We start from the raw sequence: 22,582 nt of genomic DNA, 5'->3' as shown, positions 1-22,582 counted from the left end.
AGGTCACCTGTTATGAAAACATTGCTCCCCACCTCTACGGCTGGCAGCCTGCCAAAACCGTCCTGGCTTGCGCAACCTGAGACCCTGTGGTCTCCCTGGAAGCTGGAAAATGAGGAATTACTCGCCGGTAAGCAGGATGCGCTGCGGTTATCCCTCGACGATCAGCTGCGGGCGGGTATTGATATCGTCAGCGATGGTGAGCAAACGCGTCAGCACTTCGTTACCACCTTTATTGAACACCTCAGCGGCGTCGATTTTGAGAAGCGTGAAGTGGTTAAGATCCGTAATCGCTATGATGCCAGCGTGCCGACCGTTGTAGGTGCCGTCGCCCGTCAGAAGCCGGTGTTTGTCGACGACGCGAAATATCTTCGTCAGCTCACCACCCAGCCGATCAAATGGGCGCTGCCGGGTCCGATGACCATGATCGACACCCTCTATGACAATCACTATAAGAGCCGTGAAAAACTGGCCTGGGAGTTCGCCAAAATTCTCAACCAGGAAGCCAGAGAGTTAGAGGCGGCGGGTGTGGATATTATCCAGTTTGATGAGCCTGCCTTTAACGTGTTCTTTGATGAGGTGAATGACTGGGGTATCGCCGCGCTGGAACGCGCCATTGAAGGGCTGAAGTGTGAAACGGCGGTACACATCTGCTACGGCTATGGCATCAAAGCCAACACCGACTGGAAAAAGACCCTGGGATCCGAGTGGCGGCAATATGAAGAGGCCTTCCCTAAACTCCAGACCTCGAATATCGATATTATCTCGCTGGAGTGCCATAACTCCCGCGTGCCGATGGATCTGCTGGAGCTGATCCGCGGTAAAAAAGTGATGGTAGGTGCCATTGATGTGGCCACCAACACCATCGAGACGCCGGAAGAAGTGGCCAGCACCTTACGCAAGGCATTGCAGTTCGTTGATGCCGACAAGCTCTATCCGTCGACCAACTGTGGGATGGCTCCCCTGTCCCGTCAGGTTGCTAACGGCAAACTGAATGCCTTAAGCGCCGGGGCGGAGATTATTCGCAGAGAGCTATAAGCTTTAGCCTCTACCCAGGCCGGGCAAGCGACGCGCGCCCGGCCTTTCCCCAGAAAGTCACTCAGCGATCGCAAAGGCCGCGACATAAAGCCCGAATCCATACGCCATGTGCGTGAGCAGACTCAGCAGGCGAGCCAGCCACGGGCGAGGCGTGCGCGACGCAGCGATGCCAAAACCCAACGCCGGCTGCAGGATCATAAACGGCGCAAATAGCGTTACTACACCTGCCAGCAGGCCTGCTGAAAGAGAGGGTTCACTGAACCAAACTGCACCCTTCAGTAAAAGGGGTATGAAAGCAAAAACTATCCCGGTCAGATAGTGAAATACCCAGCCAGTCATCAACTCACCCCGCATTCGCGGCGTCGAGTTAATCGTATGATGGTAAAACTTTCCCCCGGGCAAACTTAATATCCAGCGCCCCACCAGGGCATAGTTGAGTGGTGGGATCCTGAGGAAGTGCTTTTGACACCCTGACCACACATCCATCACCAGCGTTGCGCCAATGCCTGTCAGGACCGTTTTCAAAACAATAAACATATCCAATGACTGCCCCTTTTTCCGTGAAATGATAAGCTGGTCGCCAGTGTGCAACTTAAAGCGCGGTTTAAGTCAATGATGAAGGAACTGGATATCGGAGTAGTCGCGGAGCTTGCCGGGGTGACAGCCTCAGCGCTGCGGTATTACGAAAAGAAAGGGTTAATCAAACCTGTTGGCCGTAATGGCCTGAGACGGCAGTACCACGAAAATGTGCTTAGTAAACTGCAACTGATAACGTTGGGACAGGCGGCAGGATTTACTCTGGATGAGATTGCGTCGATGTTCGGGACGGAAGGTAAAATAGCCCTGGATCGCGAGCGTCTTAGCCAACGCTCGAGGGAGATTGACGCGACCATTCGCAAACTACAGCTGTTAAGCCGTGGGCTTAAGCATGTTGCACAGTGTACGCAGCCAGTGCATACCGATTGCGAAGAGTTTAAAAGAGTAATTGCGAAAGGGCTAAAGCTGGTCGGATAAACCCTTTCTTACCCTAAGCCCCTCGCAACCTTAAAAGTCCAACCGCATCCCTACGCGCCGCGCCGGATCGAACCCCATTTCAACTTCCTCTTCTTTCTGGCTTATCAGGTGAAGCGGGCACGATTCGCCCTCCACTACCGCAAAACCCAGCGTGGTATAAAATTTTGCGTTGAAGGCGGCTATGTTATCTGTTGTCAATGTGGCACCGGCCAGGCCGCATTGCTGCCCGTAAGAGAGCATTGTCTGCAATAACACTCTGCCGATCCCGCGGCGCTGCCAGTGTGGATGCACATCCATTTCAGCAATGTGCAGCCATCTGTTTTCGATTTTGCCAGCTATAAAGCCTACGGGGGTAGTATCTGGAGTAAACGCGGCGAGCAGCAAACCGTCGCGGCTGAAATCACAAAAATCCTCCAGCCGATTTGCGACAGCCTGACCTGTTACCGCCCCTGCTTCGCGTAGTGTCTCAAAAGCAGCTAATTCAATGGCACGTAATGCAGCAAAATGTTCAGGCTGTGCAGGGCTGATAGTGATGTCCAGGCCCGGGTTATCCATACGATCCTTCCTACTCAATAAGAGAACATTATGCCTGTGCGCTACCCGCGCGTAGCCTGCATATCGATGACAAAGCGATACTTAACGTCTCTTCTTAATCGTGGTTATGATCTCTGAGAAAAACGGTCAGTACATCCTTCGGAGGGGTGATGCCACTTTCTGAAAGCAGCCAGCCCACTGCACCCCGATGATATGTCCCATGAAACAGCACATGATTGAGCATATCGACCGCTTTCATTTCTCCCTGTCCGCCATCGACAAACTGGAATTTTATGGTTTCTACAAGCTCTGCGGGGGTCATTGAATCGACATGGTGAATATACCACTCAGTGCATTCACTCATCTTTGTCAAAAGTTCATCTGCAGAGGGGGTTTCTGGCGTATTCAGGGCCGTGTAGGTGTGCTTCTGGCCGGTAATGTTAGCTCGAAAAATCATATCAACGACATAGATGTGATTCATCAATCTGAGCGTCAGATGGCGCTTTTCTGCATTAGCAGAAACATCAACTCTTTTAATCGCTTGTAAAGTTTCACTGTCTATCCAGCGCTTATATCTAAACAACGTAGCTATCTTGTCTGTACTCATACGCCACCTCTTTTATACATTTTTCTATCATATCAGCAACATACCAGGGTACTCCACTCACTTTTGCTTCTGGCTCCTCCCCTGCATCATTTCCTGCCGCCCTTCCACCAGGATAATAGCTTAATCTGCTGTCGCAACCTGCCCATCCACTATACTGACCATTGCAGTTGTATTTTAGTCAGCAGGATATGCACGGTTAATGACCTGATACCTACCCTACCCATGACCATCAGGAGAACAACATGCAAAAGCGTAACAATCTGAAAGTACTGCTGCTTGCCTCATCACTCGCAGCGATGTTCAGCGCTGTCGGCGTGCAGGCCCAGTCAACGAGCGCCGCGCAAAGTGACGCCTCAGCCCAGACCAGTTCGACCGGATCGATGGCTAAACTCAGCTCCGGTGACGAAAAAGCGTTAAAGGACATGGCGCAGGCCAACATCAATGAAGTTGCCGCCGGGAAGATCGCCCTGAGCAAGGCGAAAAGTAGCGAAGTCAAAGCCTTCGCGCAGAAGATGGTCGATGATCACGGCGATGCTTTAACCAAAGTCCAGACGGTGGCTAAGCAAAAGGATGTGACGCTGCCGACCGAGCCGGACGCTAAACACAAGGCCATGGCCGACAAGCTGGAAAAAGAGAGCGGCGATGCCTTTGACAAGATGTACATGGAAAACGCTGGTAACAAAGACCACAAAATGGTGTTGTCGAAACTGCAGAGTGACGCCAAAAACATCAAGGATCCCGATGTGAAGGCCCTGGCCGATGCGCATACGCCGGTCGTTGAGCAGCACCTGAAGTCAGCCGAGCAGATGAAGATGCCCGCAGACAAGTAATCAGGTGTCCGGTGGGCTCAGCGTTGATGCTGTCGCCCACCGCTAAAACCCGCCCGTTAACGACCTGAATTCTCAAATGTTCCCCCTCTAAGCGCGATATCCGTCACAGTATGCCAGGCTTTATGGGCCTGACCACAAGGTGACGATAACGCGGCCTGCTGCGCCAGACTAAAGGGATGACTCATTTGAAAAATGCTAAATACACGATGCCTGTACGTGAGGAAGGGTTTATTGGTCTGGGTGATTATGCCGCCATCGGCGAGGGCCGCTCTGTAGCGCTCATCGCCCCGGATGGCTCGATTGACTGGTGGAGCGCGCCCAATCTCGACTCCCCGCCCCTGTTTGACCGCCTGCTTGATCCGAAGATCGGCGGATTTTTCAGCCTCACGCCCGCGACGGACTACACCGTCTCCCGCGCCTATCGCGAGGACAGCAACGTGCTGGAAACCCGGTATGAGACGGCTGACGGCGTGGTGTTATTAACCGAATCCATCAACAGCACACTGGCCGGGCGTCTGCCCTGGAGCGAACTGGCGCGGCGGCTGGAAGGGGTGCGTGGCACGGTGCCTTTCCGGCTCCATCTGCGCTTCGGAACCATGATCGAAACCCGCTCGCCCTGGCGCTCCGACACCTTCAAGGGCAGCGTTTATCATATCGGCGACCTGATGGCGATGCTGCATACCAGCGAAAACGTCGTGATTACCCACGCCGATGACGAGGAGATCGAGGCGGAGATCACCCTTAAAAAGGGCAGCCGGGAGGTGGTCGCCCTGCTGGTCACCCAGAGTGAACCGCTGGCGGTGCCGGATATTCAGGCGATTGATAACCGCATCGAAACCAGCCATACCGCCTGGCGGGACTGGGTGCAGGGGCTGAAATACGATGGCCTCTATAAAGATCACGTGATCCGCTCGGCGCTGGCGCTGAAGTTCCTCTGGTACTCGCCAACCGGCGCGCTGGCCGCGGCGGCCACCACCTCCCTGCCGGAAGGGATCGGCGGCAAGAAAAACTACGACTATCGCTTTGCCTGGGTGAGAGATGCGTGCCTGATCATCAAAGCCTTTACCTATCTGGGCACACTTGAAGAGTGTAAGGCGGCGTTCTCCTGGTTGTCGAAAACCATTATCAAACACGGCCCGGAGATGCAGGCCTGCTACACCCTCGAAGGGGAGCTGGTTCCGGAAGAGCAGTACGCGGAGCTCCAGGGCTACCGGGATTCGCAGCCGGTGCGCATTGGCAATAACGCCCGCAACCAGCGTCAGCTGAGTATGTATGCCGATATGCTTGGGGTGGCAAAGCTGTTTGTTGAAGCGGGCCATATTCTGGATACGGGCACCTCACGTTTCCTCGGGCACCTTGCCAATCAGTGCGCCGACCGCTGGCGCATGAAGGATTCCGGGATCTGGGAGCTGCCGGAAGAGCGACATTACACCCACTCGAAAATGTCCTGCTGGCTGGCGCTGGACTGCGCCGTGGTGCTGGCGGAGCACAGCCATATCGAACCCACCTGGAAGGCGCGCTGGGAACGCGAGCGGGACCGGATCCGCGACTGGGTTGAGGAGCACTGCTGGTCGGAAACCCATCAGTCCTACTGCTTCTACGTCGGGGACGGCGGGCAGCTCGACGCCTCGCTGGCGCTGGTTTCACGCTACGGTGTGAAAGTGAACCCGAAACGCATGAAGCTGACCTATCAGGCTATCCACCGCGAGCTGGGCCATAACAGCGCGATGGTCTACCGCTACAGCGGCGTTGAGCAGGAGGAGAGCACCTTTATTGCCTGCTCATTCTGGCTGGCAGAGGCCTGGGCATCGATGGGTGAACCGGCGGTTGCCGCAGAGAGTATGGAGGAAATACTCAAAACGTTGTGCCACCGTGGTAACGTAGAAACCTTCAACGAGATGTTTGATACCCGCACCGGTGAGTGGGTCGGCAATATGCCCCAGGGTCTGAGCCACCTTGCGCTGATCTGCGCCGCGCAGGCCATCAGCGAGCATCACGGGCCCGAATAACCATCGTAATCCCGAGTAGCACGGCGCACATCGACAGCAGCATACGCAGGCTGAATGTCTCCCCAAGCAGTACCACCCCGCCCAGGGTGGCAAGGCAAGGGACGCTGAGCTGCACGGTACTTGCGGTCATGGCTTTCATCTTCGGCAACAGCGTATACCACAGGGCGTAGGCCGCGCCTGAAGCCAGCGCCCCGGACGTTATGGCAAACACCAGGCCGGGCGCGCTGGCAAATCTGTTCACGGACGGCAATAGCGAGAGAATGAGCGTGAAAGGGACAGCGAGAATAAAATTCCCCGTCGTCGCCGGGATGGCCTCCGGCATGCTTTTCCCTTTCACCGAGTAGTAGGCCCAGGCCAGCCCGGAGCCAATCATCATCAGCGCGCTGGCCGGTTCCGGGGCATGTGCGCCGGGCAGCAGGAGCAGCCCGGTCCCAGCCACTGCCAGAACCAGCCCCGTTCCCTTCAGCACACCTATTTTTTCTCCCTGTCGCCAACCGTAGATGACCATGGCCGTCTGTACCGTGCCGAACAGCAGCAGCGCCCCTGTTCCGGTATCGATCTGCAGATAGGACCAGGACATCGCCAGGACATACAGCGTCAGGACCAGGCCGCTGCGCCAGTCGTAATGTATTTTCGATGCCGGTTTTTTTCGGAGGCTCATCAGAACTATCAGGAACAGGGCACCGCTGGCGATCCGCACATCGCTGAAGGAGGCCGGATCGATGTATCCACCGGTCAGCGCCACCCTGCACAGGACGGAGTTCGCGGCAAACGCCAGCATGGTGAGTATTATTTTTCCTGTCATACCTTCTCTCATAAGTGCAACCAGCCCGTTTCCGGAAACTACACAACCTATACTAGTAAAGTTAACCTCTGGAGGTGACTATGTGTGGACGTTTCGCCCAGGCGCAGACTCGGGAAGCGTATCTGGCCTTTCTTGCCGATGAAGCGGATTGCGATATTCCTTACGACCCGCAACCTATCGGGCGCTACAACGTTGCGCCCGGCACCAAAGTGCTCGTGCTCAGCGAGCGCGACGATCTGTTGCATCTCGACCCGGTCTTCTGGGGCTACGCCCCCGGCTGGTGGGACAAGGCTCCGCTGATTAACGCCCGCCTGGAGACTGCCGCCAGCAGCCGGATGTTTAAACCGCTGTGGCATCATGGCCGGGCGATTGTCTTTGCCGACGGCTGGTTCGAGTGGAAAAAAGAGCAGGATAAAAAGCAGCCTTACTTTATCTATCGCGCCGACGGGCAACCCATTTTTATGGCCGCCATCGGCAGCACGCCGTTTGAACGCGGGGATGAGGCGGAAGGATTTCTGATCGTCACCGCCGCGGCGGATAAAGGGCTGGTGGATATCCACGACCGGCGACCGCTGGTGTTAACGCCGGAGGCGGCGCGGGAATGGCTGCGTGAGACGGTCAGCGGGCAAGAGGCAGAAGAGATCGCCCGGACCGGTGCAGTACCCGCAGACCAGTTCCACTGGCATGCCGTTACCCGGGCGGTGGGGAATGTGAAGAATCAAGGGCCAGAATTGATTGATGAAATCAGTGCATCTTAAACGCTGCATCACCTGAGAATCGCTTCTGGCAAGGCGTGGCCGGTTAAGCCTGTTTCAGTTCTTCCAGAAGTTCAGGATGTTTATCCAGCGCTTTAAACAACAACACTAATGGCCGTGGCGGCGCAACACGCCCCGTTTCATAACGGCTAAAGGCATTGACCCCGCCGCCGAAAATTTCAGCCGCCTGGCGTTGGTCCAGGTTCAGGCGTTTGCGCACCTTCGCGATGAAAGTGGGATCCACCTCTTCGGCATTTACCTTACGGTTAAATGCCAGCATGTCGGCAAAGTACTCATCGCCTTCCCCGTTGCCGAAAATAATTTCGCCACATGCATCGCAAAACTGCCCTTTAACGGCATGAAAGATCGTCTTCTGGCCTTTGTATTCATAAGCAATATCGCGGCTTTCATGTAGTAACTCCGCGCCACCGCAAACAGGACATTTCATCTTCATAACTCCTTAAATGACACCACCAGTACGCCATCGGTCACAATAAACTTCATGTAAATCTGTTGGCCGTTGTAGCCAGTCCGGTACACGTCGTGCCAGCACGTATGATCATGGTGGGCGGTCATACTTTTGTAAAAATCAGCAGGTTCCAGCTTTAGGATCACTTCAAAAATCTCCTGTCTGGAACAAAAACCCATCTGGGCTGCGCCAGTCAATGCAGAGTGGGTTATTGCAGTCAATCCAGCTCGTACCATCGCCTTAACGATATGTAAGCGAGTATGCGGTGTTCTCTTTTCCATAAGATTAACCTAAATGCCAAATTATGCAAACAGGTTAAATTTACGGAGGTAGCAAGTAAAGATAGTGGGTGTTGAAAATGCGAGGATTGCCGCAGTTCCCGCAGACCAGTTCCACTGGCATGCCGTTACCCGGGCGGTGGGGAATGTGAAGAATCAAAACGCAGAACTTATCAGTAAAATCAGCGGCTCGTAAAATAAGTCGATGATCCTGATAACCGTTATTTTCTGGAACTTACTGAAACTCAGAAAATATAAAAGACGGGTAAGCGAAGCGGTAAAATAATATCTAAGGAGGGGCCAGGTCGGCCCCCCGCTTACGCTTATACAACCTGTTTTGGCCAGCGTCTCCTTTTCGGGAGCGGCACGCATGAGTGGGAGGTGAGTCGGGTTCCACAGACGGAACATACAGCACCATGAGGTTGGGTTTGCTCTGGGCTAAACGTGGTAAAACGAAAGCGTCTACTTGTGCAAACCGGGCACTCAAATTTTAGGTTGGGAATAGCCCCTCCGGGCAGGTGAGTAGAACCACTACCTTAACGTAAATATCAATCCACCAGGGATATATCGTATAAAAATCTCTCATTTCGCCTTTATTTCATTTCGCTATCCCGATTATTTCAGCTATTAAGGCTTATCTCACCCGCAATAAATCAGAGAACCGCGTGGTATATCGGGGAGAGAGCATTTCTCTTTTCATTTGCCATTGCTGTTCGATGCCCTGCCCTGCAAACCAGAGGGTGCCGCGCCCCTCTTTTTTATTGAGGGTATCGATGGCTGCCATCAGCCCGGCACTGTTGCGCCGGGGGGGATTTTCATCAAACAGATTGAGCTGCGCGACGCCGGAACTGTAAAAATCCCCCAGCATCACCCCGGCCTTCTGATAGCGCAGCCCCTCCCGCCAAATGGCGTCCAGACAGCGCGTTGCCGCGTTGATAATGTCCCGGCTGTCTTCGGTGGGCGTCAGCAGTTTGACTGAAGCGCTGTTGCCATAGTAAGGCTCATTCAGGGCGAAGGGCGAGGTCTTGACGAAGGCGGAGATGAACCGGCAGTACTGGTGCTCGGCCCGCATCTTTTCGGCGGCGCGAGCCGCATAGCTGCAGATGGCCTGGCGCATTGCCTCGTAGTCAGAGACCCGTTCGCCGAATGAGCGGGAGCAGACGATCTCCTGCTTGTGCGGCGGATACTCCTCAAAGCCGAGACAGGGCTCGCCGCGCAATTCCCGGACGGTACGCTCCAGCACCACGCTGAAATGTTTGCGGATAACAGCGATATGGCTATCGGCCAGATCCAGCGCGGTGTTAATTCCCAGGGCATTGAGCTTTTTACTCAACCGCCGCCCGACGCCCCACACCTCTTCGACGGGCAGCGCCGCCATCAGTTTACGCTGGCGCTCGACGCTGGAGAGATCGAGCACGCCGCCGGTCCGCCGCTGCCATTTTTTCGCCGCGAAATTTGCCAGCTTGGCGAGGGTTTTGGTGGGGGCAATGCCGACCCCGACGGTCAGGTGCGTGCGTTGCAGCAGCGTTTGCCGGATTTCACGGCCAAAGGCCTCCAGGTTGAGGCAGTTGCTGACTCCGGTAAGATCGCAGAAGGCCTCATCGATGGAGTAGATTTCGACCCGGGGAGCGATCTCCTCCAGGGTGGTCATCACCCGGAGGCTCATATCGGCGTACAGTTCGTAGTTACTGCTGAAGGTCACAATGCCGTGACGGCGAAAAATGTCTCTCTGTTTGAAATACGGTGCCCCCATGGTCACCAGCCCTTTCGCTTCGGCGCTGCGGGCGATGACGCAGCCATCGTTATTCGACAGCACCACTACCGGGCGCCCCTTCAGATCCGGGCGGAACACGGTTTCGCAAGAGGCATAGAAGCTATTCACGTCCACAAGCGCAAACATGATTATTGGCGCTCGCTAACAAGTGCGGTAACGCGCGGAAGGATGAATGGCATAGAAACAAATCCATTTAACTGTATATTTATACAGTATCTATGAATTCCGGGAGAAATCAAGGCGCTGACAGTAGCCGTATCAGCCAGACGATGCCCTCTGATAACAGGCCTCCATTTCATCCAGTGCGGACTGATTATCTAACCCCCACTGATACATTTGTTCAATGGGTTCGGCAAAGGTTCTGCCAAGTGGGGTCAGACGGTAATCGACTTTGGGTGGGATCACGTCATACACATGGCGGGCAATCAAACCCCGCATCTCCAGCTCTTTCAGCGTCTGGAACAGCATTTTTTTGGAAATCCCCTGCAGGCTACGCTGTAACTCACCGGTACGGGCGCGTTCATCCGGCCAGTGATACAGCGCGTGCAGCACCATTGTGCTCCATTTAACTGAAAAGAGCTCCATCAGGCGGCGCGGCGGAGAGTCCGCATAGAAAAAGAGTTTACCCTCAACCCAGGCTGGCATTGTTCTGTCCTCTGCTTATGGTCACCAAATGGTGACTACTATCAATATGGGATCCTGTTGTCTATAGTCTGCCCCCTTGAGTTAGCCAGAACCAGCAGATTCCTGAGGTAAGATGAAAATCAACGCATTGATCGCACATGACGCGGCACAACCCTTAACACCAGGCCAGATTTCACTGCGCGCCTTGCAAAAGCAGGATGTCAAAATCGAGATCCTCTTTTGCGGCGTGTGCCACTCCGATCTCCATATGGCGCGTAACGAATGGGCGGTTAGTCAGTATCCGCTGGTGCCGGGACATGAAATAGTCGGACGCGTCATGGAAGTTGGCGACGAAGCCACCCGTTTTAAACCCGGTGATATCGTCGGGGTGGGCGTGATGGTTGATTCCTGCCGCGAGTGCCATTTCTGCAAGCACCACGAAGAGCAGTATTGTGAAGCGGGTTTTACGGCAACCTACAACGGCCTGGATAAATATACCGGCGAAAGAACCCGGGGCGGCTATGCGCAGAGCGTCATTGTCGATCAGCATTTTGTTGTTGTTGTACCGCAAAACCTGTCGCTGGCCGGGGTTGCCCCCCTGTTATGTGCGGGCGTCACCGTCTGGTCGCCGCTGCGCCATTTCAATGTTAAAGCAGGCGATCGTGTTGGTGTCGTGGGGCTGGGGGGATTAGGCCATATGGCAGTGAAGCTTGCCAGTGCGATGGGGGCGGAAGTGACGCTGTTTACCACCTCGCCGGAGAAGGGAAACGATGCCCGCCGCCTGGGGGCTAAACAGGTCGTGGTATCGCGCGATGCTGCGCAAATGGCCGCCTGCCAGACCTCGCTGGATTTTATCATTGACTGCGTAGCGGCACCGCACGATCTGGATCCTTATCTGGCCACGCTGAAAACCAATGGCCGTCTGGTGCTGGTGGGCATTCCGGACCAGCCGCACGACGCGCCGGATATTACGCCCATGGTGTTCCGACGTTTAAGCATCAGCGGTTCGTCGATTGGCAGCATCCAGGAAACCCAGGAGATGTTGAACTTCTGCGGTGAGCACAATATTACTGCCGATATTGAAATGATTGCTGGCGAGGATATCGAGGCCGCCTTTGCCCGTATGCTTAAGGGGGACGTGAAGTATCGCTTTGTCATTGATATGCAGAGGACGAGCTGGCAGTAACGCGAAATCTGGGGCGGCCATTTCGGGCCGCTTTGTGCCAGGAGCGGACGTGTTTGTACTGCCCCATTGCGTCCTTTCAACATAGCTAACCCTATATGATATAATGATTATTTGCTTTAAAGCATGAGGGCGGATTATGAATACATACCTGTTACTTGGTGGGGCCATCGTAGCTGAAGTTATCGGTACAACCTTAATGAAATACGCTGACGGATTTACACGCCTATGGCCATCTGTAGGAACCATTTTTTGCTACTGTACCGCTTTCTACCTCCTCGCCCAGACGCTGTCGACCATACCTACAGGCATTGCATACGCAATATGGTCAGGTGCCGGAATCGTACTGATTAGCCTTTTAGGGTGGGTGGTAAGTGGGCAAAAGCTTGATTTCCCGGCACTGGCAGGCATGTTCCTGATTATCGCTGGCGTTCTGGTTATTAATATTTTTTCAAAATCCTCGCCTCATTAAATCTCTTTCAGGCGCGTCAGATATGGCCCATTTTGCTCCTTCAGAAGGACTAACCAAAAAGAGCAGAGTCCTGGTTTAGTCACGCTTAGACTATGAACCTCAGATGCAAGAACGGCGCAAAAGCGCCGGTTCATGGTGGTGAAATCACCTGTTTGCGTGAATAGTCAGCCCATTTTTCAATTTATATGAGATGTTCGTTACTCGCTCTGCACGTTAGCGAGGATTTTCGCCATCCACACGCGGTCAATGGCCCCCGTGTCGTAATGGGCAAGGGTAAAGACCTGGGCCTGACTCATCATTAGCGCCAGTTCGGAGGTGATATTGAAACTGGCCGCAACTTCATGCTGCTCAAGTCCGGGCCGACGCTTACGACGTTCAATACGAAAGCGCAGCTGGTTGTATTTTGCCCAGCCGACCAGCGCCAGAACGATAAGACCGGCCACCAGCAGGTAGATACGTAACGTAAGGAGCGTGGTATAGAACGGCCTGGTTCCCATTAAAGGATCATGTTCAATCGCGTTTATCAGCCCACTGAAAATCAGCCAGCCAAACCCCAGCCAGGCAACGATCGTTAACAGGGAATCCAGCGTGCGTGGAAGCAGCCGTTGTTCAGTAAAAATTAAAGGTTGGATCATGGTTTTAATCTCCCAATACCGCGATCGGGACTTACCCAGCGAGCTCTGCTGCGTTTGCGGCGCAGCATGACTTTCGGGAAAGCCACAAGCGTAGTGAACAAACTCAACATCCAGTACACCACCGGAAACCAGATAACCCAGAACAGTGACGCCGCAATACCTTTCTCGTAGCGTCTTTCAATAAACAGACTGACCGCGAACTGCACCAGACAGACCACGCCCAGCATCAGGCCAGTAAAAGCCGGTGGGAAAAGGTGCTGAACATATAAGGAATCGGGCATCGGAATAAGCCGCCCGATGAGAAACAACACAATGCTGACGGCATAGGCAAAGGCCCATGCGGTTGACATGCAAAACTCAAGAAACAGAGGCCACATGCGCCGGTACTCCCAGCCCCACAAGCGACGCATATTGACAATAAACACCTCCGCGCCCCCCTGCGCCCAGCGCAGACGCTGCTTCCAAAGCCCTTTCAGCGTCTCGGGCATCAAAATCCAACACAGCGCACGCGGCTCGAAGAAAATTGACCAGTGGCGCAGCTGTAACTTCCAACTGATATCAATATCTTCCGTGATCATATCCGGGCTCCAGTACCCCACCTCTGCCAGGGCGCGACGGCGAAAAGCGGCAATAACACCGGAAACGGTAAAGACCTGACCATAGACGCGCTGGGTACGCTTGATGAGGCCGATAATAGATGAAAACTCCCCCACCTGGACTCGCCCAATCAGCGTTGAACGCGTGCGGATACGCGGATTACCGGTCACGGCCCCCACGCGCGGGTGGTTGAGCAGCGGTGCGACCATATACGCCGCCGCATCTTTATCCAGCAGCGCATCACCATCAATACAGACCAGAAAGTCACTGCGCGCCGCCGCGGCACCTGCCTGCAGGGCCACCGCTTTTCCCTGGTTTTCCGCCAGATGAATCACCCGCAGCCGCGAATATTCACTCGCTAACTGCTCCAGCACGGCCGCGGTGTTGTCGATAGAACCGTCATTGATAGCAATCACTTCAATATTTTCATAACGTTGCGCCAGCGCCGCTTCGATAGTCTCACGCGCGTTCACCCCTTCGTTAAAGCACGGCACAAGAATGGAAATCAGCGGATTGCCAGCCAGTACAGGCGGCGGAGTGCCCGGCCCCCATGGCCAGTGGCGCTCGCGGTGAAACCAGAAGTAAATTCCACCGCTTATCCAGAGGGCCGACATAAACAGCGGCCAGAAAAAGACGAAATCGAGGATCACTTCACCGGTAAAAACCACCGCCACGCCGAGCGGAAAACTGAACATCAGGCAAAGGATCAGAAAGGCGATGAGGCGATCGGTCATTTTTGCGGATACCAGTAGGAGGAAAAAGCAGAACGGATCTCTGCCATCCGGGGTTGATCGTTAATGAAATCGTCCGGGTAGTAGCCATAGTTTCTGGCGCCGCTCAGCTTGAGCTGCCGCATCCACCCGTTAAGCATTTCACCGCTAATTTCGTCCTGCCCTGCCCTCTTACGCCAGTCGCGCGCCTGAAGTTCAAAAACCGTTTTATCCAGCGCGCCAGGGTAACGGGCGACCTGCCCGACGAGTCTGTCCAGCCAGGCATTGGCATCGTTGACCGGAACATTTTCCATCAGCGGCATCGCCATTGGCGCTGTCCAGTCGTAGGTACCGAGAAAATCATTCATATTCTGCGCAAACCAGGTTTCGCTCTGCGGATCCAGTACCGGCATGGCGTAAATGTTGCGGGCGGTTTTGATCTGCGGGCCACGCACGGCACGCACGGTTTGCGTGAGCTGGCGGGTAAAATCAATCAGGGCGCGACTTTTAAAGCGCGTCCAGCGCGCCAGCAGTTGCGGGTTGCCGCGGATCTGCGCGAGGTTATCCGGGAAGCCTGCTGCACGATAGGCTTTGAGCGCATCCGGGGAGGCATCCTCAAAGTCGGTCAAAAAAGCGTCATCGTGGAACAGAATGCCATTGAAGTTGGCATGACGCGCCAGGTCCTCGTAGATGTCGTTGATCCTCTGGCGGGCAACCGCACTCCAGGGGGATAAGCGCAAATAAGCGCGGTTATCTGGCGCAATTCGTCCGCTGTCTGGCGACCACGCCGCCACGCGAGGTACCGAGGGGTCTAACCCAAACGCCAGTACCGGCATCCAGGCGTAAACCCTCACCCCGCCGCGGGTCTGCAACTGCCAGGAAACGAAGTTAAACAGATCCGCCCGCATAGGTAGCCAGCGACTGCGGAAATAGAGCGCATTGACGTTGCCGTCCCCTTTCGGATCGGCATAGGCCTGTAAAAAGACATGGGTTATCTGCATATCGAAAACACGCTGGATGAGCAGATCGATATTTTTACGCTGTTGAGCGGGGTTTTTGTCGTACACATAGTCGAGATCGACATGCATAACCCGCATGGTTTCAGGTTCCCTGACCTGCGCTATCTGGCTGGCGAAGTTGCGCAGCGAAGGGTTGTTGGAAATCAGCACCCGGGGAACATCTTCCAGATTTGCGGCATTCGCCAGCCCCTGATTGAGGGTGAAAGCCATCTGGTAGCCCTGCTGATGCGCCAGCTTCAGCGTTGTCCCGCTCGCCGCACCGTAGGGCCAAACCCAGGCTCGCGGCGCTTTCCCGGTGACCTCTTTGATTTTGCCCGTAATGCGCGACAGGTCGGCATTCATACGCTGTTCAAACTGCGCATCCGTTTCGTACTGCCCGCTGGCTTTATCGTATAAACGGTTTGCGGCTGCGGGCTCCTGACTGCCCTGCGGATTGGCCTGATGGCCGTAATGGGATGCCCAGGTGTGCGCCCCTACTTCCACCAGCCCCGACTCGCTGGCCTCGCGTACCATCTTCCAGGTGGCAAATTTTCCCCGCGGCGTTTTGAGTCCGCCAAAATCCACCAGCGAATGTTCCGGTGCATCCACCCAGCTGCCGACAGGCGCCCACAGCGCAGGCCAATTGAACAACCGCAGCAGCGGCAGAACGCGCGTCGAGAAGCTACTGTATCCATCATCAAAGGTCAGCATCACCGCCTTTTCAGGCAATGTAATTTTCCCGGCATGGGCATCCAGCACCTGCTGCACGCTAATCGGGTGGTAGCCGTTATCCTGCAACCAGGCAAACTGGTCGTTCAGGGCGCTGGTGCGCACGGACAGATAGCGCTGATCGGCGGCACCGTCCTCCACGTCATGCCAGGCCAGCACAAGAAAACTGTTTGTGGGCCAGCGCTGGTCCGCATACAGCGGCGGCCGCTCGGCGGGAGGAAGATAGCGCGGTGCCGCAGCCAATGCACACATGCTCATCATCATCCATCCGACTATTACCCTCGCGGCGAGAAACCATCCTTTCATCATCAAGCGCCCTTAAAACCTGACATTCAGATCAAATGCGAGGGCAATATTGCGCTCTCGCTTCCCGTCGTAAGGACGCTTATCCCAGGTCAGTTTCACCCCGGCATCCACTACGTTATTCCATTGAATACGTTGCCCGTAACCCAACTGATTGATGGCCCCAGCGCTGTGCCCTTTTTGCCAGTAACCGCCTGCCCCCGCCTCAAACTGTTGCTTCCAGACCGTGTCATAATGGCGGTACAGCACCTGTTCGGCGCGCAGCCCGGCCACCGCCGAAAGATCGCGTTTGGGGTTGTAATAAGGCACATTTTCTTTGCTGTTATGGCTGCCGCCGATGCCGGGGATAAAATCCAGGGTAAACAGTGGCAGGGTCCAGAGACGTTCTTTACCGCTGATGCCGTATTCCAGTCGATCGTTGCCGTCGGTGAAATGGGCGCCGGAAAGCGACAGTTGATATTCGCGTCGTTCATTCTGATACCAGCGTAACCACAGATCGCCACCGTTGGCGTTTACCCCATTGCGCAGGGCACGCAGCGGGGTGTTACGGGATAACCGCTCCGCCGAAGCCCCGGCCCGCCAGTTGTCGCTGAAATCGTACCAGCCAGAGAGGCGTCCGCCGATTTTCTGATCGCTGCCATCGTTGCGCCCGGAGATCTCCATTTCGGCCCAGATATCCCTTGATGTCCATTCCGCGCCCGCCAGCAGGTCCCGGCTGATTCCCTTGCCCTCCTCAAAATCGCCACGGGCAAAGTTGTAGCCGGTAAACAGTCGCCAGTTTTGGTTAATCGGTGGGCTATAAAGCGCAGTGTTGAGGGTAAAATCATTTTTGCCGCTGACCGGACTGTCGGAGGAGATACCCTGAGACCCGGATATCCGCAGTTCCGCTTTGTTATGCACCGCCATCAGTCGCTCAAGCTGCAACGTGGCGGCGTCATCCGGGCTGCGGCTGATCACATCTTTCGTCAGTTCGTCGGCCTGCCGCCACTCCTGGAGCTCCATCGCCGTCCATGCCTGTTGCCTTTCCAGCGTCAGGTTGCTGGGTTCAAGGACTTCGGCAAGCTTGAGTTCGCGCTCTGCGGCATGAGGTAATCCTCTCGCCAGCAGCACTGACGCATAGGCAATACGCAGTGCCTGGTTACCCCCTCCTGTACGCGCCAACCGCTCCGCATGCGTCTCAGCGGCAGGCAAATCATTGATGGAGACCAGATATTCGGTTTGTAAGGTTCTGGCCAGCAGCCAGTTGTCATTGGGCTGCGGCGTGGGAGAACCATAGACCTTTTGCAGGTAAGGGCTCTCTTTAAGGTATGTATCCAGTTGCTGCTTCGCTTCATCGAAATGGTTGTTATCGAGGCGGGCATACAGCAGCTCCTGCTGATCGTCCATGGTCAGCGGCGTGGATGCCAGGGTCGAGCCACGCGGAAAATAGATGCTTTCAAGCAGCGACTCGGCTTTGTCCGGCTGCTTCTGCGCAAGATAGGCAGAAGCGACCCATCTTCTGGCGTAGTCAGGAACAGGCGTTCCGTCCGCCTCGAGCGATTCAAATTCGGCGATCGCTTTATCCATGTGCTTACGGATAACCAGCGCCCCCAACCGGTCGATTCTGGCGCGTCGCACGTCCGCTTGCGCCTGGGGATCTTTTTTCCACTCGGCAATCAGCGCGTCATAGCGAGCCAGTGCTTTATCTGCAACCAGAAAGCGTTCTTCTTCATTGCGGGTGGGCGTGAACGCAGCGCGCACGGTTTGCGCTGCCGCATCCAGTTCAAGGCGACGCGTAATGGCATCCGGCTGCGGGTAGCGCTCTGAAAGGGTCAGCGCGGGGCCGGCAATGCGGTTGGCCGACATGGCAGCCAACAGCGTGGGCACCACGTTTTTGTTGCGGTCTGAATCGGTATCGAGTTGGCTGGCCGCCATTACGGAATCCCAGTTTTTCCCCTGAGCATGATAGACATAAGCCAGCAGCGCCTCTCTCTCTGGCCCCGGCTCCTCCTCTGCCCAGCGCTGGGCTTCGGTGACGGCCTGCTCGTTACGATGGGCATCTGCGAGCGTCATTATCCAGCCGGTGCGGGCGTCGCTATTGCCGGGCTCATCTTGCAGAACGCTTTCCCAGGCGGCCAGCGAGGCATTCCACTGCTTTTGGTTACGCAGCGCGCGGGCGGCAGCGACCTGCCCTCTGGCAGGGATAGCCATGCGTTGGCGATAACGATCCCATACCGCCAGCGTCTCAACGTCGTTATTGGACCATGAGGAAACCTGAAGCCAGTCAGCAATCTCTCCCGGCGTTAACTGTGTCTGCTTTTCCCGATCGGCAAGGTATTGCAATAAAGGCTGGCGGTCGCCATCCCGTGCCTGAATAATAAGTTCGTCGTAGGTAGACATTTGGGCATATACCCATGTCGGGAATAACATGCTCACCATTAATAAGTATCGTCCTGAACGTAAAGGTTTCATAACGCAAGAGGAGCAGGAAACTCTGAACATAGCTATCCCTTTATCTCTGTTTTAACGTGAGCTTTTCATTTATTCATGACGACAGGATGACGAAAACTTAATAGCTAAACAAGAAACAAAAAAGCACAATTAAATTTAAAATATCATGCTTTTTTCGTATTTATCATTACCCATTCAAGGGCTACGTATTCGCAAAAAAAATACCTGAATACCGCTCAAAAAAGTTAGCAGCCACGTTTACCTTTTACCAACTCAAGAATTAAAAAAAACACGCCGGAGCGTGCTTTTCAGGTTAATTTCATTCTTTCGTATCAGACTTTTTTGCCCACTCAGTAGAATGGCCTGGTAAAAGTCTGTTAAAAATTCTTATCCATAGAAAGTGTGATATTTCTCTGTCGATAATCATAGAAATCGATATTGCTATCGACCCGCTTATAGGTGAAATTCAGTTTCGGCATCACCCCAAAGAAATAGAGGTCGCGATGCCAGAGCGAGAGGTTATAGATCTGTTCGTTATCTTTCCGTCGCGTCAAGAAGATATCACTGTCGGCCTGGTAATTGCGTCTGGCAATGGCCGTGGTAGCGGCAAAAGAGAGTTGCCAGGGCATATCAACCTGCACCCCGCTGCGCAACCCTACCCGATGGTTAGATTCACTGCGCGTGAAGGTCTGCTGATCGAGCAAATCGAAGCCGGCAAATCCTGACACCCGGTTACTGAAGGCATGGGACAGGGTGGTGGAAGAGTAACGGTTTTGCCCGCGCAAGAATCGATAATCTTCATTATCATAATCCAGTTTCTGATATTCCAGCGCCTGACTCACCTGCCAGGTGGGCGTCAGTAAATAACTGTATTCGGCGCGAACGCCAGGGCCAGAAGAGTACGCGTCGGTGCCGTACCATCTTTTTTCATAAAATGGCAACAGGGCAAATTGTTGTCGGAAATTACGCCATTGATATCCAGCATAAGCACGGGTGGTAATATCATCAAAATCATGATTATTCCAGAAACTCTTACCGTTTACCGTACCCAGAAATCGCAGGCCATGCTGATCGTAGAGCTGAACATCTTTTTGTAATGCGCCATTGAACCAGAAACCTTCTCCGCGCTGGGGGAAACTATCCTTATTACGAATAAACAGACGATCGCCAACCCGAATGGTTTTACCAGATGAAGCATTATTCACATTGCTGTCATTCAAATAACTCACGCTGAATGAGCCCGTTAATGCGCTGCCTTTCTGAATACGCTCAAGATAGCGTGCAATGACCTGCTGAATATTCTCAGGCGGATTGCTTTGTAATACCCGACGAAACTGATATTCAGCCGCGTCAAACTGACGGTTTTCAAACATGGCACGCGCTAAATCCAGACGCACCGCAGCAAAGTCAGGATGACTGCTCAGAATAGCGCGATAGTGTGCAATCGCCTCTGCATAATGTCCCTGACTGCGCGCCAGCCCGGCTTTTGCAAAATGAATCAGGGTAGGATCCGGATTGGGCGACGCCGCATAGACAGGCAAAATGGCACGAACCATCGGCCACTTTTCTTCACGAATAGCCTGATCGAGCAGCGCCATCGCCAGCTCTGGCTTTTCCGCCAGTTGAGCATTGGTAACATGCAGCGTCTTATCGCCAGGATCGGTGCGCTTGTCCGGCGTGGTCAGTCGTTCAAAGTGAGGAGCAGCAGGAATCGAGTCGGTTTCCGGCGGCGCAGCAAACGCAACGCTGAGCGGGCACAGCAAACTCAGTGCGCCAGTACGCAAAATATTCATAGAAAGGCTTACCATCTGAAGGTCCGGTCAGCAAGGCTGACCGGAAAACGATTTATTGACGTGTCGCGCCAAAGGATGCGTTTTTAGTGGTGTCGGCAAACTGCGCCAGACCGCCTAACTCTTCAGCCGTGGGACCATTGAAATGTCCGGTGAATGTCCCCGCCTCCCCGCCGGATTGCGCATTACCGGTGAAACCACCGTTGGCAATGTTGCCCTGCATCGCAATTTCGCTACCGAAGGTATCATTTCCGGTAATGGTGCCGTTGATGGTTTTCGCCGCGAAATCAATGTTAAAGCGAGCATCACTCAGGACATCTTCGCGCATACCGTGCCCCACATAGGTCGCCGTTCCCTGGGTTGGCACATTAGCCGCAAGCGTGGCATCCCCGGTGTAGAAGACGTCATGCTGACCTTTTTCATACTGGGTCCAGGTACCGAACGTGGTGTAACTCATACGGCCACAGCACCATGACGTTGAGGAGACCGGGGAGCGGTCGTCACGGGTAAGCCGCTGGGTTTGCACCAGACCCGCAGAGATCCCGGTGCCGCGCATAACATATTCCCGGCCTTCAGGGGTGGTGTAGGTCCAACCAGAAAGGGTACCGCCGGTGGTCAGGCTGGTCGGTGCCGTGGCAGGCGTTTCCGGCGTGGTGCCCGTATTGCCGTTATCCGTTTGCACAGGTGCAGTGGTTTCCGGGGGCGTGCTGTCGCTACCGCCACCACCGCCTCCGCCTCCGCCGCCACACGCAGTCAGCACAAAAGCGGTCAGTAATAAACCAGGTTTTAAGATCCCCATACGCTAAACGTCCTTGGTTGTGAATAAATTCGTAGGATTTGTAACATAATTTTTTCGAATAAATTTACGCCAAAACATTCAGCATCTCTAATGATTAGTCCTTATTTTTGCCAATTCTAAGATTAATCTTAACAAGCACTTATACATCGTTGCGGCTGGGAGGTTGTTAAACGGCATTAATTTTACTTAAGTCGAATAATTAGCGCTTTTGCCACAGGCTTTCTATCAGGTGCTCTTATTCAATCTCTCTCCGGCTTAATACAACGACTTCACTACATCGTATTACAGGTGGAAAGCCTCAAAAAGTCGCTATTACAGCCTACATCAGAAAATACATAACGATACTCAATGCGATGTTCAGGCACCAAAAGGAGTGGATAATGCTATGACGAGTGTTTGATTCGTGGCTTAGTGAATCCGGATTCAGTGACTAACTAAAATAAAGTTAGAATGAATCCGGATTCATTTCTTACAACATAGGCTTAGTCTTTTTTTGTTGATCCATGTAATTTATGACAGCATTTTGCCATGTAGGATCAATCAGCTCAATTTTCGTGTTTCCCATAGAAAGACTTGCCGTACCGCTCTCACAGCCCATTCCTGAAGTAGGCATTGGTTTTTCACACCACACAGGAAATACACCACCCGTCGATACCGGCCCGTACTTTTTCAAGGCTGCTTCGACCATATTGTTTTCATTTTCTTTGGTCCATGGTATTTCATAGAGAACCTGCGAAACAGCCATCGGATTAGATTTGTTATAAGGAACACGGGGCTGGAAATTCACCTGCATGCGGGTACCTTTATCTTCGTATACCAGATGCATAATCTGCTGACTCCCTGTAATGATACTTGGAGTCTGACTTTCCATCGACTTTGATGCTCTTATTTGAGCAGGCTTTATACCAAAGTTTTTCTGCATTGCAGCTTGCGCTTCCTCAATACTCATTCCTGTTTTAACACCGCCAACATCAAATGATTTAACGTCTACGGCCTTAACAGGAGGAATAGCATTAGCTGATAGAGACATAAGTGAAGAAGATAAAACTACTAAATATAAGGGGTATTGCAGGCGAATTTTCATTTTCCCTCTGATAATTGCAATGAATTTAAGATTTTAATTTACATCATCAGAGTTTGCTATGCAACTTAATGGGATAAATTCTCATCAAGTTGATTATGAATGTGAGAGCATACTGCGG

At 53.8% G+C, this 22,582-nt stretch carries 22 protein-coding genes and 1 pseudogene; 8 read left to right on the top strand and 15 right to left on the bottom strand.

Annotation, left to right across the window (positions count from 1 at the left end):
* Positions 1–12: 12 nt before the first annotated feature.
* Entirely contained in the window at positions 13–1,035 is a 1,023-nt protein-coding gene (locus WFO70_RS04970) for a methionine synthase (protein WP_337014925.1), read from the top strand.
* Positions 1,036–1,092: 57 nt separating this feature from the next.
* Here the strand turns inward: WFO70_RS04970 and WFO70_RS04965 are convergent, their stop codons facing one another.
* Positions 1,093–1,572 carry a DUF2938 domain-containing protein gene (locus WFO70_RS04965; RefSeq protein ID WP_337016612.1) on the bottom strand — a complete coding sequence of 160 codons (480 nt, stop codon included), beginning with the start codon at positions 1,570–1,572 and terminating at the stop codon, positions 1,093–1,095.
* Between the two features lie 78 nt (positions 1,573–1,650).
* Here WFO70_RS04965 and WFO70_RS04960 point away from each other — a divergent pair, with 78 nt between their 5' ends.
* Complete coding sequence (locus WFO70_RS04960) at positions 1,651–2,049, top strand: helix-turn-helix domain-containing protein (protein ID WP_337016610.1); 399 nt, start codon at positions 1,651–1,653, stop codon at positions 2,047–2,049.
* A gap of 30 nt (positions 2,050–2,079) precedes the next feature.
* Here the strand turns inward: WFO70_RS04960 and WFO70_RS04955 are convergent, their stop codons facing one another.
* Positions 2,080–2,604, bottom strand: a complete 525-nt coding sequence (locus WFO70_RS04955; RefSeq protein WP_337014924.1) for a GNAT family N-acetyltransferase — start codon at positions 2,602–2,604, stop codon at positions 2,080–2,082.
* Positions 2,605–2,698: 94 nt separating this feature from the next.
* Positions 2,699–3,190 (bottom strand): DinB family protein, encoded by a 492-nt coding sequence (locus tag WFO70_RS04950; protein WP_337014923.1) that lies wholly within the window; start codon positions 3,188–3,190, stop codon positions 2,699–2,701.
* A gap of 242 nt (positions 3,191–3,432) precedes the next feature.
* On the opposite strand from WFO70_RS04950, the gene WFO70_RS04945 reads away from it, so the two are divergent.
* Both WFO70_RS04945 and WFO70_RS04940 read left to right on the top strand, forming a co-directional pair.
* Positions 3,433–4,020 carry a DUF4142 domain-containing protein gene (locus WFO70_RS04945; protein ID WP_337014922.1) on the top strand — a complete coding sequence of 196 codons (588 nt, stop codon included), beginning with the start codon at positions 3,433–3,435 and terminating at the stop codon, positions 4,018–4,020.
* Between the two features lie 206 nt (positions 4,021–4,226).
* Positions 4,227–6,029 carry a glycoside hydrolase family 15 protein gene (locus WFO70_RS04940; protein WP_442913352.1) on the top strand — a complete coding sequence of 601 codons (1,803 nt, stop codon included), beginning with the start codon at positions 4,227–4,229 and terminating at the stop codon, positions 6,027–6,029.
* On the opposite strand, the gene WFO70_RS04935 is transcribed toward WFO70_RS04940, so the two are convergent.
* Positions 6,004–6,834, bottom strand: a complete 831-nt coding sequence (locus tag WFO70_RS04935; RefSeq protein WP_337014920.1) for a DMT family transporter — start codon at positions 6,832–6,834, stop codon at positions 6,004–6,006. The two genes, WFO70_RS04940 and WFO70_RS04935, sit on opposite strands and share 26 nt — an antisense overlap.
* A gap of 80 nt (positions 6,835–6,914) precedes the next feature.
* On the opposite strand from WFO70_RS04935, the gene WFO70_RS04930 reads away from it, so the two are divergent.
* Positions 6,915–7,592: an SOS response-associated peptidase gene (locus WFO70_RS04930; protein ID WP_337014918.1), complete on the top strand. Its 678-nt coding sequence runs from the start codon at positions 6,915–6,917 to the stop codon at positions 7,590–7,592.
* 43 nt (positions 7,593–7,635) lie between these two features.
* Here WFO70_RS04930 and WFO70_RS04925 read toward each other — a convergent pair whose 3' ends face one another.
* Both WFO70_RS04925 and WFO70_RS04920 read right to left on the bottom strand, forming a co-directional pair.
* Complete coding sequence (locus tag WFO70_RS04925) at positions 7,636–8,037, bottom strand: type II toxin-antitoxin system MqsA family antitoxin (RefSeq protein WP_337014917.1); 402 nt, start codon at positions 8,035–8,037, stop codon at positions 7,636–7,638.
* Between the two features lie 2 nt (positions 8,038–8,039).
* Complete coding sequence (locus tag WFO70_RS04920) at positions 8,040–8,339, bottom strand: type II toxin-antitoxin system MqsR family toxin (RefSeq protein ID WP_337014916.1); 300 nt, start codon at positions 8,337–8,339, stop codon at positions 8,040–8,042.
* A 73-nt stretch (positions 8,340–8,412) separates the two neighbouring features.
* Between WFO70_RS04920 and WFO70_RS04915 the strand changes: the two are divergent.
* Positions 8,413–8,532, top strand: a pseudogene (locus WFO70_RS04915) (SOS response-associated peptidase); the annotation flags it as partial.
* A 438-nt stretch (positions 8,533–8,970) separates the two neighbouring features.
* On the opposite strand, the gene WFO70_RS04910 reads toward WFO70_RS04915, so the two are convergent.
* Both WFO70_RS04910 and WFO70_RS04905 read right to left on the bottom strand, forming a co-directional pair.
* Complete coding sequence (locus WFO70_RS04910; RefSeq protein WP_337014915.1) at positions 8,971–10,236, bottom strand: Y-family DNA polymerase; 1,266 nt, start codon at positions 10,234–10,236, stop codon at positions 8,971–8,973.
* Positions 10,237–10,368: 132 nt separating this feature from the next.
* Positions 10,369–10,755: a winged helix-turn-helix transcriptional regulator gene (locus tag WFO70_RS04905; protein ID WP_337014914.1), complete on the bottom strand. Its 387-nt coding sequence runs from the start codon at positions 10,753–10,755 to the stop codon at positions 10,369–10,371.
* A 112-nt stretch (positions 10,756–10,867) separates the two neighbouring features.
* Between WFO70_RS04905 and WFO70_RS04900 the strand changes: the two genes are divergently transcribed.
* Positions 10,868–11,920, top strand: coding sequence for an NAD(P)-dependent alcohol dehydrogenase (locus tag WFO70_RS04900; RefSeq protein ID WP_337014913.1), 1,053 nt, complete (start codon positions 10,868–10,870; stop codon positions 11,918–11,920).
* A gap of 136 nt (positions 11,921–12,056) precedes the next feature.
* The gene (locus tag WFO70_RS04895; RefSeq protein ID WP_337014911.1) at positions 12,057–12,389 is read left to right on the top strand and encodes an EmrE family multidrug efflux SMR transporter; all 333 of its coding nucleotides are present in this window, start codon (positions 12,057–12,059) and stop codon (positions 12,387–12,389) included.
* 197 nt (positions 12,390–12,586) lie between these two features.
* On the opposite strand, the gene pgaD is transcribed toward WFO70_RS04895, so the two are convergent.
* The 7 genes from pgaD to WFO70_RS04860 form a co-directional block, all read right to left on the bottom strand.
* Positions 12,587–13,024 carry a poly-beta-1,6-N-acetyl-D-glucosamine biosynthesis protein PgaD gene (gene pgaD, locus WFO70_RS04890; RefSeq protein WP_337014910.1) on the bottom strand — a complete coding sequence of 146 codons (438 nt, stop codon included), beginning with the start codon at positions 13,022–13,024 and terminating at the stop codon, positions 12,587–12,589.
* Positions 13,021–14,355, bottom strand: a complete 1,335-nt coding sequence (gene pgaC, locus WFO70_RS04885) for a poly-beta-1,6-N-acetyl-D-glucosamine synthase (RefSeq protein WP_337014909.1) — start codon at positions 14,353–14,355, stop codon at positions 13,021–13,023. Before pgaC ends, pgaD begins: the two co-directional genes overlap by 4 nt.
* Complete coding sequence (gene pgaB, locus WFO70_RS04880) at positions 14,352–16,367, bottom strand: poly-beta-1,6-N-acetyl-D-glucosamine N-deacetylase PgaB (protein WP_337014908.1); 2,016 nt, start codon at positions 16,365–16,367, stop codon at positions 14,352–14,354. Before pgaB ends, pgaC begins: the two co-directional genes overlap by 4 nt.
* Positions 16,368–16,376: 9 nt before the next feature.
* Positions 16,377–18,842 (bottom strand): poly-beta-1,6 N-acetyl-D-glucosamine export porin PgaA, encoded by a 2,466-nt coding sequence (gene pgaA / locus WFO70_RS04875; RefSeq protein ID WP_442913351.1) that lies wholly within the window; start codon positions 18,840–18,842, stop codon positions 16,377–16,379.
* Between the two features lie 326 nt (positions 18,843–19,168).
* Complete coding sequence (locus tag WFO70_RS04870; RefSeq protein WP_337014906.1) at positions 19,169–20,584, bottom strand: porin family protein; 1,416 nt, start codon at positions 20,582–20,584, stop codon at positions 19,169–19,171.
* Positions 20,585–20,636: 52 nt separating this feature from the next.
* Positions 20,637–21,380: a Slam-dependent surface lipoprotein gene (locus WFO70_RS04865; RefSeq protein WP_337014905.1), complete on the bottom strand. Its 744-nt coding sequence runs from the start codon at positions 21,378–21,380 to the stop codon at positions 20,637–20,639.
* 469 nt (positions 21,381–21,849) lie between these two features.
* Positions 21,850–22,464 (bottom strand): hypothetical protein, encoded by a 615-nt coding sequence (locus WFO70_RS04860; protein WP_337014904.1) that lies wholly within the window; start codon positions 22,462–22,464, stop codon positions 21,850–21,852.
* Positions 22,465–22,582 lie beyond the last annotated feature (118 nt).

The organism is Leclercia sp. AS011 (genome assembly GCF_037152535.1).
GTDB lineage: Bacteria > Pseudomonadota > Gammaproteobacteria > Enterobacterales > Enterobacteriaceae > Enterobacter.
This window is presented reverse-complemented; position numbering and strand designations above follow the sequence as displayed.

Bases quoted from the DNA above. Each gene is read 5' to 3' on its own strand.
- WFO70_RS04970 (WP_337014925.1), top strand. From the start codon at position 13: ATGAAAACATTGCTCCCCACCTCTACGGCTGGCAGCCTGCCAAAACCG.
- WFO70_RS04965 (WP_337016612.1), bottom strand. From the start codon at position 1,572: ATGTTTATTGTTTTGAAAACGGTCCTGACAGGCATTGGCGCAACGCTG.
- WFO70_RS04960 (WP_337016610.1), top strand. From the start codon at position 1,651: ATGAAGGAACTGGATATCGGAGTAGTCGCGGAGCTTGCCGGGGTGACA.
- WFO70_RS04955 (WP_337014924.1), bottom strand. From the start codon at position 2,604: ATGGATAACCCGGGCCTGGACATCACTATCAGCCCTGCACAGCCTGAA.
- WFO70_RS04950 (WP_337014923.1), bottom strand. From the start codon at position 3,190: ATGAGTACAGACAAGATAGCTACGTTGTTTAGATATAAGCGCTGGATA.
- WFO70_RS04945 (WP_337014922.1), top strand. From the start codon at position 3,433: ATGCAAAAGCGTAACAATCTGAAAGTACTGCTGCTTGCCTCATCACTC.
- WFO70_RS04940 (WP_442913352.1), top strand. From the start codon at position 4,227: ATGCCTGTACGTGAGGAAGGGTTTATTGGTCTGGGTGATTATGCCGCC.
- WFO70_RS04935 (WP_337014920.1), bottom strand. From the start codon at position 6,834: ATGACAGGAAAAATAATACTCACCATGCTGGCGTTTGCCGCGAACTCC.
- WFO70_RS04930 (WP_337014918.1), top strand. From the start codon at position 6,915: ATGTGTGGACGTTTCGCCCAGGCGCAGACTCGGGAAGCGTATCTGGCC.
- WFO70_RS04925 (WP_337014917.1), bottom strand. From the start codon at position 8,037: ATGAAATGTCCTGTTTGCGGTGGCGCGGAGTTACTACATGAAAGCCGC.
- WFO70_RS04920 (WP_337014916.1), bottom strand. From the start codon at position 8,339: ATGGAAAAGAGAACACCGCATACTCGCTTACATATCGTTAAGGCGATG.
- WFO70_RS04910 (WP_337014915.1), bottom strand. From the start codon at position 10,236: ATGTTTGCGCTTGTGGACGTGAATAGCTTCTATGCCTCTTGCGAAACC.
- WFO70_RS04905 (WP_337014914.1), bottom strand. From the start codon at position 10,755: ATGCCAGCCTGGGTTGAGGGTAAACTCTTTTTCTATGCGGACTCTCCG.
- WFO70_RS04900 (WP_337014913.1), top strand. From the start codon at position 10,868: ATGAAAATCAACGCATTGATCGCACATGACGCGGCACAACCCTTAACA.
- WFO70_RS04895 (WP_337014911.1), top strand. From the start codon at position 12,057: ATGAATACATACCTGTTACTTGGTGGGGCCATCGTAGCTGAAGTTATC.
- pgaD (WP_337014910.1), bottom strand. From the start codon at position 13,024: ATGATCCAACCTTTAATTTTTACTGAACAACGGCTGCTTCCACGCACG.
- pgaC (WP_337014909.1), bottom strand. From the start codon at position 14,355: ATGACCGATCGCCTCATCGCCTTTCTGATCCTTTGCCTGATGTTCAGT.
- pgaB (WP_337014908.1), bottom strand. From the start codon at position 16,367: ATGATGAAAGGATGGTTTCTCGCCGCGAGGGTAATAGTCGGATGGATG.
- pgaA (WP_442913351.1), bottom strand. From the start codon at position 18,842: ATGTTCAGAGTTTCCTGCTCCTCTTGCGTTATGAAACCTTTACGTTCA.
- WFO70_RS04870 (WP_337014906.1), bottom strand. From the start codon at position 20,584: ATGAATATTTTGCGTACTGGCGCACTGAGTTTGCTGTGCCCGCTCAGC.
- WFO70_RS04865 (WP_337014905.1), bottom strand. From the start codon at position 21,380: ATGGGGATCTTAAAACCTGGTTTATTACTGACCGCTTTTGTGCTGACT.
- WFO70_RS04860 (WP_337014904.1), bottom strand. From the start codon at position 22,464: ATGAAAATTCGCCTGCAATACCCCTTATATTTAGTAGTTTTATCTTCT.